This is a genomic window from Arthrobacter sp. NPDC057013, from assembly GCF_042674585.1.
Lineage (GTDB): Bacteria > Actinomycetota > Actinomycetes > Actinomycetales > Micrococcaceae > Arthrobacter.
The window spans coordinates 19,620-31,520 of the sequence record NZ_JBHUSE010000003.1; the positions used below are offsets into that span (position 1 = coordinate 19,620).

The 11,901-nt window shown below is 67.3% G+C and carries 12 protein-coding genes; 7 read left to right on the top strand and 5 right to left on the bottom strand.

Going from position 1 to position 11,901, the window contains the following annotated elements:
• Positions 1–43: 43 nt before the first annotated feature.
• Positions 44–1,540 carry a threonine/serine exporter ThrE family protein gene (locus tag ACFTSA_RS05675; RefSeq protein ID WP_377950267.1) on the top strand — a complete coding sequence of 499 codons (1,497 nt, stop codon included), beginning with the start codon at positions 44–46 and terminating at the stop codon, positions 1,538–1,540.
• A 21-nt stretch (positions 1,541–1,561) separates the two neighbouring features.
• Here the strand turns inward: ACFTSA_RS05675 and ACFTSA_RS05680 are convergent, their stop codons facing one another.
• Together ACFTSA_RS05680 and ACFTSA_RS05685 are read right to left on the bottom strand one after the other, a co-directional pair.
• On the bottom strand, positions 1,562–2,401 hold the full coding sequence (locus tag ACFTSA_RS05680; RefSeq protein ID WP_377950269.1) for a siderophore-interacting protein: 840 nt from the start codon (positions 2,399–2,401) through the stop codon (positions 1,562–1,564).
• Positions 2,402–2,411: 10 nt separating this feature from the next.
• On the bottom strand, positions 2,412–3,221 hold the full coding sequence (locus ACFTSA_RS05685) for a uracil-DNA glycosylase (protein ID WP_377950270.1): 810 nt from the start codon (positions 3,219–3,221) through the stop codon (positions 2,412–2,414).
• A gap of 220 nt (positions 3,222–3,441) precedes the next feature.
• Between ACFTSA_RS05685 and ACFTSA_RS05690 the strand changes: the two genes are divergently transcribed.
• The 6 genes from ACFTSA_RS05690 (at position 3,442) to ACFTSA_RS05715 (ending at position 9,172) form a co-directional block, all read left to right on the top strand.
• Positions 3,442–3,747, top strand: a complete 306-nt coding sequence (locus ACFTSA_RS05690; RefSeq protein ID WP_331568615.1) for a DUF3263 domain-containing protein — start codon at positions 3,442–3,444, stop codon at positions 3,745–3,747.
• Between the two features lie 49 nt (positions 3,748–3,796).
• Positions 3,797–4,435, top strand: coding sequence for a LytR C-terminal domain-containing protein (locus ACFTSA_RS05695; RefSeq protein WP_377950272.1), 639 nt, complete (start codon positions 3,797–3,799; stop codon positions 4,433–4,435).
• Positions 4,436–4,593: 158 nt separating this feature from the next.
• Positions 4,594–4,797: a cold-shock protein gene (locus ACFTSA_RS05700; RefSeq protein ID WP_331568564.1), complete on the top strand. Its 204-nt coding sequence runs from the start codon at positions 4,594–4,596 to the stop codon at positions 4,795–4,797.
• Positions 4,797–6,071: an ABC transporter substrate-binding protein gene (locus tag ACFTSA_RS05705; RefSeq protein ID WP_377950273.1), complete on the top strand. Its 1,275-nt coding sequence runs from the start codon at positions 4,797–4,799 to the stop codon at positions 6,069–6,071. The genes ACFTSA_RS05700 and ACFTSA_RS05705 overlap by 1 nt, the downstream gene beginning before the upstream one ends.
• A gap of 290 nt (positions 6,072–6,361) precedes the next feature.
• A complete protein-coding gene (gene groL, locus ACFTSA_RS05710) occupies positions 6,362–7,990 on the top strand; it encodes a chaperonin GroEL (protein WP_331568568.1) in 1,629 nt (542 codons plus the stop codon).
• 105 nt (positions 7,991–8,095) lie between these two features.
• Positions 8,096–9,172, top strand: a complete 1,077-nt coding sequence (locus ACFTSA_RS05715; protein ID WP_377950274.1) for an RNase H family protein — start codon at positions 8,096–8,098, stop codon at positions 9,170–9,172.
• Positions 9,173–9,212: 40 nt separating this feature from the next.
• Here ACFTSA_RS05715 and ACFTSA_RS05720 read toward each other — a convergent pair whose 3' ends face one another.
• From ACFTSA_RS05720 to ACFTSA_RS05730, 3 genes are all read right to left on the bottom strand, one after another.
• The gene (locus ACFTSA_RS05720; RefSeq protein ID WP_377950275.1) at positions 9,213–9,500 is read right to left on the bottom strand and encodes a WXG100 family type VII secretion target; all 288 of its coding nucleotides are present in this window, start codon (positions 9,498–9,500) and stop codon (positions 9,213–9,215) included.
• Between the two features lie 127 nt (positions 9,501–9,627).
• Positions 9,628–11,112, bottom strand: a complete 1,485-nt coding sequence (locus tag ACFTSA_RS05725; RefSeq protein ID WP_377950604.1) for a sensor histidine kinase — start codon at positions 11,110–11,112, stop codon at positions 9,628–9,630.
• Between the two features lie 74 nt (positions 11,113–11,186).
• Entirely contained in the window at positions 11,187–11,900 is a 714-nt protein-coding gene (locus ACFTSA_RS05730; RefSeq protein WP_214847153.1) for a response regulator transcription factor, read from the bottom strand.
• Position 11,901 lies beyond the last annotated feature (1 nt).

Sequence of the window (11,901 nt, forward strand, 5' to 3'; positions counted from 1 at the left end):
AAGGCACCGAACTCCTAAGGCACTGACAGAAGGGGGAGCCCTGATGACCAAACAACCCCGTGGCTCCAACCGGCCGCCCACGGACGGGCTGCCCAAGACGGAGCCGCTGACCGCCTCGCAGCTGCACCAGAACGCGGCAGCCAAGCGCATGCTGCGCCGCCTGGTGCAGGGGGAAAATCCGCCGACGGCGCCACTGAGCATCGTGGACAGGCTCGCCGGGAGCCCCTACGCCAACCCCATGATCCAAGTGGGCGGTATCGACGAATCTGCCCGCAAGACGATGGACTTTGCGCTGCACCTGGCCGAGTCGATGTTCCGGTACGGTGCCGGCGCCCTCGAAGTGGAAACCAGCATCATTGCCGTGACTGCGGCGCTGGGACTTAAAAACATTGAGGTGGACATCACCAACCAGTCGGTTGGCATCAATTACGCAGCCAAGGACCAGACGCCCATCACCCTCCTGCGGGTGGTCCGGTCCTGGACGAACAACTACGCCGGGCTTGCCCAGGTCCACCAGCTGGTCACAGACATCGTTGCCGGCGGCGTCGGCCGGGACGAGGCCGTCCGCCGGCTCGACGAGATTGTCCGCCGGCCCAAACCGTTCCCGCGCTGGATGGTGACGGCGGCGTTCGCGGTGTTCTCGGCCGTGTTCGTGGCAGTCATCGGTGGCGGTCTCGGCGCCTCGGCTGTCGCGTTCGCCTCCAACCTGCTCATCAGCCTGGTGGCCCGGAAGCTGGGCCGCTGGCGGACGCCTGACTTCTTCATCACGGCGGCCTGCTCGTTTGTGGTGACGGTGATCGCGCTGCTGCTGTGGCGGTTCGGCAGCCCCGTGGGGATCCGGCTGGCTCCCGCCATTGTGGTGGTGGGCGGCATCCTGCTGCTGCTTCCCACCGGGCGGCTCGTGTCCTCGGTCCAGGACGCCATTAACGGCTTTCCCGTCACGGCGGCCGGCAGGTTCCTGTCCACCCTGCTGACGTTCGGGGCCGTCGTCGCCGGGATCGCCGTCGCCTTTGTGGTGGGGGACAGGATCGGCATGGAGCCGATCGACGTCACGGAGACGTTCCCGTCCGCGTACCCGCTGTGGGTGCAGGTGATTCTGGTAGCCATCGCCGTCGTGGCGATCGGTGTCACGGAACAGACGGACTGGAAGCTGCTGCTTCCGACGGCGGCTGTAGGTGTGGTGGGGCATTTGGCCCTTATCGGCGGCGAGGCGGTAGGCATTGGCCCGCGGTTCTCGCCGGCGCTCGCCGCCGTGGTGATCGGACTGCTGGCCCGTGTGGTGGCGCTGAAGATGGGCGCCCCGCAGCTGGTGGTCGCGGTGCCGGCCGGTCTGATTCTCCTGCCGGGCCTCACCATCTTCCGGTCGATGTACGTCCTGACCATCGAGGAATCGGAGATCCTGCTCGGGGCCGGCGGAATGCTCAGCGCCGGGGCGATCGTGTTCGGCGTGGCCGGCGGCATTGTGCTGGGTGACACTCTGGCCCGGCCGCTCACCCGCAGCCTGGCCAGCAACGAGCGGCGGCGGTCCCGCCGCCGCTAGGACCGGCTGGATCTTTCCGGGTTAGATCTTGCCTATCGGCAGCTTCTTCTCGGCCTGGAACACATCCTCGACGCGGCCCTTGGCCCAGTAGCCGGACAGCGAAACCTGGTTGCGGTCCAGGCCGCGCTCGCGGTACAGCACATCCCGCAGACCCTTCATGTAGCCCCGCTCGCCGTGCGCAAAAACGTTCACGCGGCCCTCGGGCCAGGCGGCGCCGCGCACCGCGTCCACCAGCCGGCTGCTTTCGCCGGCGGGAACGTCGCCGCGCTGCAGCCAGACCAGCTCTAGCCCGGCGGGAGCAGCAATCTCCTGGACGTCCGCCTCGGACCCCACTTCGAGGAACGCCAGGCCGCGTGCGTCCGCGGGGAGCGACTCGATGACGGCTGCCACTGCCGGCAACGCAGCCTCGTCGGCGGCCAGCAGGTACCAGTCCGCGTCCGGATCGGGGTTGTAGCCGCCGCCGGGGCCGGTGAAGATGAGGCTGTCGCCCGGTTCGGCCCCGGCAGCCCAGGGACCGGCCAGGCCTTCGTCTCCGTGGACCACAAAGTCAATGGCAAGTTCGCCGGCAGCGGTATCCACCCAGCGGACCGTGTAGGTGCGGGTGTGCGGCCACTGCTCCCGGGGCATCGATTCCCGGACGGCCCACAGGTCCAGGGGCTGGGGGTAGTCCACCCCGGGCTGCGGAAAGACGATCTTGACGTAACGGTCCACGAAGTCGTTGTTGACGTAATCGGCGAACCCCGGGCCGCCCGCGACGACGCGCACCATGTGCGCGGAAAGCTGTTCCCGCCGGAGGACAGTCAGGGTGACCTGCGGGCGGGATTTCTTGGTGGCGGTGGTGTCTGCCGGAAGCGAAGTCATGCGGGTAAGCCTAGCCTAAGCTCCTTTGCGGGAGCTGACGGGCCGGCACCGCCGGAAGCTCCCAGTCCACGGGGCCTGCACCCTGCTGTTCCAGCAGGGTGTTGGCGCGGCTGAACGGCCGGGAACCGAAGAACCCCCGTGAGGCGGACAACGGGCTGGGATGGGCACTGGCCAGCACGGGGGTGCTGCCCAGCAGCGGGCGGACGCTCTCGGCATCCTTGCCCCAGAGCACAGCGACGAGCGGCGCTGCCATTCCCTCCGCTGTCCGGCGGCCGGCGACGGCGGCAACTGCCGCCGTCGTGATCGCTTCCCAGCCCTTGCCGCGGTGGGACCCGGCACCGCCTTCCCGCACGCTCAGCACCCTGTTGAGGAGCAGGACGCCCTGGTCCGCCCAGGCGCCGAGGTCGCCGTGGATCCGGGGCGGCAGGCCCAGGTCCGACTCAAGCTCCCTGTAGATGTTGGCCAGGCTCCGGGGGATGGGGCGCGTGCCGGCGTCCACGGAAAACGCGAGGCCCACGGCATGTCCGGGGGTGGGATAGGGATCCTGGCCCACAATCAGGACCCGTACCCCGTTCAGCGGCTGCCGGAAAGCCCTGAGGACGTTCGACGCCGACGGCAGCACCCGCCGTCCGGCCGCCTCCTCGCCGGCGACGAAAGACAGCACGGACCGCAGTTCCGCCTCCACCCCGGCCAGGGCATCCGCCCAGTCCGGTGCCATCAGCTCGCGGAGGGGCAGCCTGGCCAGCTCCGCAAAGTCCGGGCCGGACGCCGTCGCAGGTTCGAGGTCGAAGAGCGGTTCAGGTTCGGTCACAGCATCCATTCTTCCGCAAGGCTGCCCGGAGCCCGGTGCAGGTCAAGATAAGACGGCCCGTTGGAGCCCCGTGCCGCAAATGACAATGCTGTTATTCCTCCGTAGCATAGGGGAGGTACTTTAACCGGATTCAGCTAAGGAGAGCGCAGTGGCCGAGCCGTTGCAGGACCACCTCGCGGAGCGGGATCCAGGGCGGGATCCAGGGCAGTATTCAGCGGAAGATACGCCGCTGGAGCAGGTGCTGCGGAGCGGCTCGCTGCTGGACGACTTCAAGCTCCGTGATTCGCCGCTGACCGAGCGGGAGCAGCAGATTCTCGCCCTGGAACGGCAGTGGTGGAAGTACGCCGGCGCCAAGGAACAGGCCATCCGCGAGCTCTTTGACCTGTCCGCGACGCACTACTACCAGATCCTGAATGCCCTGATCGATACAGAGCACGCGCTCGCCCATGACCCCATGCTGGTGAAGAGATTGCGTAGACTACGTACGTCACGTCAGCGGGCCCGCACTGCGCGCCGCCTTGGATCTGACGCGTAACTGCTAGCGCCGGACTGCCGGCGAAAACCAACAAGGACTCCTGTTTACCATGACTAATTTTGCTCGGGACGAATTTGACAGGGTGCCTGAGGTCTCCTCCCGGCAGGGCGTTCACCGCGCTGTCTCCGCGCCGTCACGTCCCAAGTTGTGGCCGATCCTTTCCGTGGGGATCGGGGCGCTCGCCGTCGGCCTGGTTGCCTTCTTCCTGTTGCCGCAGCTGGGATTCCAGCCTGCCATCGCGCCGCCGGCCGCCGCCGCGGCTGGAACCTTCACGGCGTCGGCCAGCCCCACGGCGACGCCCCCGGCAAGTGCGAAGCCCAGCCCCAGCGCCCCGGCCTCGGCGTCCGCTTCCGAATCGGCTTCGCCTTCCGCCCTGGAACCCGCCACCTCGGAAACCGTTGCCCCCGCAGCGGTGGACAAGTCGCAGCCGGTAGCTATCTTCAACGGCACGCTGACCTCCGGACTGGCCGGCCGCGTTGGTGCCACGGTCCAGTCCGACGGCTGGGTGCTCGGTGAAGTGTCCAACTGGCAGGGCGCTCCCCAGCAGCAGTCCGTGATCTTCTACTCTGACGCTGCCCACCGGGCCAACGCCGAGGCGCTCAGCGCACTCCTGAACATCCCCACGCTGGTGGAGAGCGCGGACTTCCAAACGCCCGTAGCGGTGGTGCTGGGCCCCGGCTACCAGTAGCCAAACCGGTTACGCCTGAATAACTATTGCCTCCGCTCCGGGCCGCCGGCCTGCGCCTCCCGGGTCCTGACTGGATAGAGTGAAGGCAGGCTGCGGGGCGTAATTCACGGCACACACCGACGTGGGCCTTGCGGAAGCAACCTGAAAGTGTGGGGATCATGGCATTGGGAACCGTGAAGTGGTTCAACGCGGAAAAGGGCTACGGCTTCATCACTGTTGACGATTCGGGCGACGACGTCTTTGTGCACTGGTCGGCCATCCAGACCGACGGGTTCCGGGCGCTGGACGAAGGCCAGCGGGTGGAGCTGGAAGTGGGCGAAGGCGAAAAAGGGCCGCAGGCAGAAATGGTCCGGCCCGTCTAGTGGCACGCAGCGCAGGTCTCAGGGGTTCTGCCGTCTGGGGCGCCGCCGTCGTGATGACGCTGGGCGCCTGTTCCGGATCCGGCGACAACGCCCGGACGGCCCCGGTTGAAGCCAGCGGCGACGGGACCCTGCGGATCGGGCTGATCCTGGACAATACCGGACCCCAAGCCTTCCTGAACGCCGCCGAGCTGGCTGCCGCCAAGCTCGCCGTCCAGGAGATCAACGCCGCGGGCGGGCACAAGGGCAGGCCCGTGGAGCTGTTGCCGGCATCCGCCGGCGGAGACGCCGCCGCCCAGGCCCGCGCACTCGCAGATGCCAAGGCGGACGCCGTGATCGGCCCCACCGATTCCAGCCGCGCGCCGGCCGCCATCGACGTGCTGTCCAAGGCCAGGATCACGCTCATTTCTCCGGCGAACACGGCCCCGGAACTCAGCGGCTACAAGAGCGGCGGCTACTACTTCCGGACGGCGGCGGCGGACATCGCGCAGGCTCCCGTCCTGGTGAAACTCGCCAGGGACGCCGGAGCCAAGAGCCTCGCCGTGGTCTACGAGGACGGCAGCTACGGCCAGGATGTGTCCGCAGCTGTTTCCGCTTCCGCCAAGGCCGGCGGGCTGGACCCCGTCACCGTTTCCGGCTTCAAGGCGGGTGAGGCACAGAAGTCCGCGGCTGCCGTCCGCGCCGCAGCTCCGGACGCCGTCGTGGTCATTGCCCGGGATGGAGCACAGGGCGCCATCGCCGAGCTTACCAACGCCGGAGTGCCGGGCAACAAACTCATCCTGGCCGATGGTGCATTCGGGCAGTACGGCTCCGCCCTCGGATCGAAGTCGCTTGAGGGAGCGCGCGCCCTGGTGCCCGGCGTCTTTCCTTCCGCGCATTTCCAGGCCGAACTCGTGGATATCGATGCGAAGCTCAAGGACACCACGTTCGCGGCCGAGACCTACGATGCCGTGAACCTCGCGGCCCTGGCCGCCGCGGCCGCAGAGGACGACGCCGGTACCTCCATCGCGGGGACGCTCATCTCCGTCTCCGGCGGAACTGCCGGCAGCCGCGCGCCTGCCTCCCCGTCGGCGAAGCCGACAGTCTGCTCGACCTACAAAGACTGCCTTGCCGCCATCCGGGACGGGAAGGCCATTGACTACGACGGCGAGTCCGGCCCCGTCCGCTTCGACGCGAACGGCGACGTCACCGCCGCGAAGTACATGGTGTTCACCTACGGCGCCGACAACAAGGCCAAGCTCAGGGGCAGCGAGGCGGCGGGCAGGTCGGCCGGCTGATCGCTGGCAGCGAATAAGTCCGCCCGTTCACGGGATAAACAAGCTCATCTGCTTGCACTCTCCCCGGGGGAGTGCTAATTATTGATTAGCACTCCAGCGTGCCGACTGCTAAAGAGTCGTCCGGTTCCGGCCGGCACTACTCCGGCGGCGGCGCAAGGAGCGAAAGAAACACCTGGTTGGGGTGAGATCCGGACTGTTGGGCATACAGAGGCCCGCGGAAAGGATCGTCCGTCGCGGGCACCGCAGCGAGGTTCCTTCTTAACGACTGTCCCGAAAGGACTACTGCCGTTATGGCCAAGATCATTGCATTTGATGAAGAGGCACGCCGCGGTCTTGAGCGGGGCCTGAACATCCTCGCCGACGCCGTCAAGGTCACCCTCGGCCCGCGTGGCCGCAACGTCGTCCTCGAAAAGAAGTGGGGCGCCCCCACGATCACCAACGATGGTGTTTCCATCGCCAAGGAGATCGAGCTGGACGATCCCTACGAGAAGATCGGCGCCGAGCTGGTCAAGGAAGTTGCCAAGAAGACGGATGACGTCGCTGGCGACGGCACCACCACCGCTACCGTCCTGGCCCAGGCACTGGTCAAGGAAGGCCTGCGCAACGTTGCGGCCGGCGCTGACCCGCTGTCCCTCAAGCGCGGCATCGAGAAGGCCGTTGAAGCTGTCACCGCTGAACTGCTGAACTCCGCCAAGGAAATCGAAACCAAGGAAGAGATCGCAGCCACGGCTTCCATCTCCGCCGGTGACGACGAGATCGGCGCCCTGATCGCCGAGGCCCTGGACAAGGTGGGCAAGGAAGGCGTCATCACGGTCGAGGAGTCCAACACCTTCGGCCTCGAGCTGGAGCTCACCGAAGGCATGCGCTTCGACAAGGGCTACATCTCCGCCTACTTCGTCACGGACACCGAGCGCCAGGAAACGGTCCTCGAGGACCCGTACATCCTGATCGTCAACTCCAAGATCTCCAACGTCAAGGAACTGGTCGCTGTCCTCGAGAAGGTCATGCAGTCCAACAAGCCGCTGCTGATCATCGCCGAAGACATCGAGGGCGAGGCTCTGGCCACCCTGATCGTCAACAAGATCCGCGGCACCTTCAAGTCCGTGGCCGTCAAGGCTCCCGGCTTCGGTGACCGCCGCAAGGCGCAGCTGGCCGACATCGCCATCCTCACCGGCGGCCAGGTCATCGCCGAGGAAGTCGGCCTCAAGCTTGAGACCGCCGGCCTCGACCTCCTGGGCAAGGCACGCAAGGTTGTCGTGACCAAGGACGAGACCACCATCGTCGAAGGTGCAGGCGACGCTGACCAGATCGCCGGCCGCGTTTCCCAGATCCGCGCCGAGATCGAGAACTCCGACTCCGACTACGACCGCGAGAAGCTGCAGGAGCGCCTGGCCAAGCTGGCCGGCGGCGTTGCAGTCATCAAGGCCGGTGCCGCCACGGAGGTTGAGCTCAAGGAGCGCAAGCACCGCATTGAGGACGCTGTCCGCAACGCTAAGGCTGCCGTTGAAGAAGGCATCGTTGCCGGTGGTGGCGTGGCCCTGATCCAGGCCGGCGCCAAGGCATTCGCCAACCTGCAGCTCCAGGGCGATGAAGCAACCGGTGCGAACATCGTCCGCGTTGCCATCGACGCCCCGCTGAAGCAGATCGCCTTCAACGCCGGCCTCGAGCCCGGCGTCGTGGTGGACAAGGTCCGCGGCCTGCCTGCAGGCCACGGCCTGAACGCAGCCACCGGCGAATACGTCGACCTGCTGGCTGCCGGCGTGAATGACCCCGTCAAGGTAACCCGCTCTGCCCTGCAGAACGCGGCTTCCATTGCCGGCCTGTTCCTCACCACCGAGGCCGTTGTGGCCGACAAGCCGGAAAAGAGCGCCCCGGCCGTCGGCGGCGGCGACGACATGGGCGGCATGGGCGGCTTCTAGCCACCCGCTGTTCCCAGCTGGCTAACAGGTGCGGCCCCCTCCACGGAGGGGGCCGCACTTTTTGTTCTGCGCATTTTTGTCCTTGCAGTCTGGCAGGATGGTTCGGTGACGATTACTGCAGCAGCCGACGGTTCGGCATTGGGAAACCCGGGTCCCGCAGGGTGGGCCTGGTACGTGAACGACGACTGCTGGCGGGCCGGCGGCTGGCCGCACGGCACCAACAACCAGGGTGAGCTGATGGCCGTCCTGGACCTCTTCCGCTCCACCGCGCACCTTCCGGACGAGGACCTGCACATCCTCTGCGACAGCCAGTACGTGATCAACTCGGTGACGAAATGGATGCCCGGCTGGAAGCGCAAAGGATGGCGCAAGGCGGACGGCAAGCCCGTGCTGAACGTCGATATCCTCAAGGACATCGACCGGGAGCTCGCCGGACGGAAGTACCGGTTTGAGTGGGTCAAGGGCCACGCCGGGCACGAGTTGAACGAGGCCGCCGACGAGCGCGCCAGGGCCGTGGCAACGGCCTACCAGCAGGGGGTTGCCGCCCGCTCAGGACCCGGATTCCCCAACGCGGAACCAGCGCCCGGCCGGCGGGCGGTCAAGGAAGGCCGCGGCGAGGGCGGCATTCCTTCGCTGTTTGAACGTGAGGCTCCGGTTGAACCGGAAAAACTAGCTGAACGCAAAACTCTGGTTGAACCCAAAACACTGGCTGAACCCAAAACACTGGCCCGCGGCTTCGAGTCCGCAAGCCCGGCGCTCTTCGGAGACGAACCCGACCTCTTCAGCGAACTGGGCGCCGGCGACCTTGGTGACGAGTCGTTTGCGGAACTCCCGGCCGGTGCCACGCCCGAAGCGATTGTTGAGGCCCTGGAACGTGAGCTCCTCCGTCCGGACGTCCGCAGCGACATCGGGCGCACAGGACAGCTGCTGCACCCGGACTTCACGGAAATCGGCACCGCAGGCCGGCTCTGGACCCGTGACGCCATGATGATGTCCCTTGAGGAAAGCCGGGGCGGTCCCGTCGACCTGGACGTGCTCAGTGCCGACAGGATCGGTACGGACACGGTCCTGCTGACCTACCGCAGCTACTCCCGCGCCGGCTCAGCCCTGCGGAGCTCCCTGTGGGTCCTGGACGGCGACCAGTGGCGCCTGCGGTTCCACCAGGGCACGCCCGAAGCCTGAGCAAGCCGCCGGCGCCAGCCAAAGCGTTGGAACGCCTGCGTCAGCTGAAACGCTGGGCGTTGCCTTGCTCCGCCTGGGCATAGGTGTCGGCGGCCGACGACAGGGCAAGATTGATGGAGGCGAGCGATGCCTCGACCTTGCCCTGCGTCAGGGTCCACTCGGCCACGAGCGCCTGGAAGTTGGTGGCAGCCGAACCGCGCCACGTGGCCTGCAGTTCGTCCAGGCCGTGCTTCATCGCCTGGACGTCGGCGCTGATCCGGTCAACGGTCGCCTTGACGTTGGCTGATTTCACCTGCAATACGTCGGTATCGACGGAAATGATGCTCATGGCGGGGCCTCTCGACGACTTGAGGGACTGCCCGGCAGGACAGTCGCTGTGGCTGGCGGACCGGCCGTTCCGGCCCGCTACGTCGAGCCTATGAACCGGCCGGGTCCCGCCGCCACGGCAGGATTCCCTATGTGGATAAGTGATTCCCGCCCGCAGCACGGTCCCCGGTAACACTGTCCGAGAACGTTCCGATGCCATCCGCTGCCGGGGTGTCCGCCTCCGGGGTGTCCGCCTCCGGGGAGTCCTCGCGGAGGGGGAGGCTGACCACGAGTGTTGCGCCGCCGCCGTCGGTACCGTCCACCCGGACGGAGCCGCCGTGCGAGCCGACAATGGCGGCCACAATCGCCAGGCCCAGCCCGCTGCCGCCCGTCTCCCGGGTGCGTGAGGTATCGGCCCGGTAGAAGCGCTCAAAGACCTTGGGCGCCTCCGTGTCCGAGATCCCGGGGCCGTGGTCCCGGACTTCGAGGACGGACACGGCGGAACCGTCGTCGGCCCGCCGGACGCCCACGGCCAGCTCGATAGGTGTTCCCGCAGGCGTGTAGCGCAGCGCGTTGCCCACCAGGTTGCCGATGACCTGGCGCAGCTTCGCCTCGTCGCCGAGCACGGGCGCCGGTTCGGCGCTGCCGTTGTGCAGGCCGGTCAGGGTGATGCTGCGGTTCCGTTCGCTGGCCTGGGTGTCCACCACCGCGTCGTGGGCGAGCAGCTGCAGGTCGATGGGCTTGCGCTGCAGCGGCCGCTGCTCGTCGAGCCGCGCCAGCAGCAGCAGGTCCTCCACCATGGAGCCCATCCGCTTGGCCTCGCTCTCGATCCGGCCCATGGCGCTGGCCACGTCCTCGGAGGACTGCAGCGCGCCGTGCCGGTACAGCTCCGAGTAGCCCCGGATGGTGACCAAGGGGGTGCGCAGCTCGTGCGACGCGTCCGCGGCAAACCGGCGCATCCGGTCCTCGGACGCCATCCGGGCAGCGAATGCCGCCTCGATGTGGGCGAGCATGGCGTTCAGGGACCGGCCGAGGCGGCCTACTTCCGTGGAGGGGTTCTCCACATCGACGCGGCGGGAGAGGTCGCCGGCGGCGATGGCGGCGGCGGTTTTCTCCACCCTGGCCAGTGGCCGGAAGGATCTGGTTACGGTCCAGTTGGCGATGAAGAAGGCGAGGATGATCGCCAGCGTTCCAACTCCTACCCCAACCAGGCTGATGTGGCGCAGCACCTCCTCCACCGGGGACAGCGGCAGTCCGATGACCACCACCGCGCGCTGCTGCTCGCTGCCCACGACGACGGGAACCGCCACCACGCGCCAGTTCTTACCGTCGGTGCCACGCACCTGGTAGGGAACGAAATCACGTTCCCGGGCCTCGTCGACGGAGATCGACGAAATGTCGGGCCGGGCGAGCTTGTCGTCGATGGGGTCCCGCTGCGTTCCCGGATAGTAGAGCGTCACCGCGTAGTCCGTGGGCACCGCCGGGTTGGCGATGGGGGAGATGGAACGCTGCGACTGGGCGGCGGCGACGGCGGCCCGGAGCTTGTCGTCCACCTGGCCCTCGAGGTAGCCGCGCAGCAGCGTCAGGGCAACCACGCCGGTCACGGCCAGGGCCATTAGCAGGAGGGCCATCATGATGGCCACCAGCTGGGACCGGAGGGTGGCGGACTTCCAGCGCTCCAGCGCCGACCTCCATCGTGCCAGCAAGGTCAGCGCTTTTCTGCTGTCCGCAGCACGTACCCGACGCCGCGCTTGGTCTGGATCAGGGCCGGGGCGTCGGGATCGATGTCCACCTTGCGCCGCAGGTAGGAAATGTAGGACTCGACGATGGAGGCGTCACCGTTGAAGTCGTATTCCCAGACGTGGTCCAGGATCTGCGCCTTGGACAGGACCCGGTTCGGGTTGAGCATCAGGTAGCGGAGGAGTTTGAACTCGGTGGGGGACAGCTCGATCACCTTGCCGCCGCGGCGCACCTCGTGGGCGTCGTCGTCGAGTTCCAGGTCATCCACCCGGATGACGGCCTCGTCGTCCTCCAGCAGCGGCTGGGTCCTGCGGAGCACGGCGCGGATGCGCGCCACCACCTCATCAAGGCTGAACGGCTTGGTGACGTAGTCGTCCCCGCCGACCGTCAGTCCGGTGACCTTGTCCTCGGTGTCATCCTTGGCGGTCAGGAAGAGGACCGGGAAATGCTTGCCCGCCGCGCGCAGCCGGCGCGTGACGGTGAAGCCGTCCATGTCCGGAAGCATGACGTCCAGCACCGCGAGGTCGGGCGCGTGCGCCTCGACGGCGGCCAGCGCCTCCCGCCCGTTGCCCGCGGACACCACTTCAAAGCCGGCGAAGCGCAAGGACGTCGAGAGCAGCTCGCGGATGTTCGGTTCGTCATCGACCACGAGGAGCTTCGCTTCGGCGCTGTTCTTTTTCATA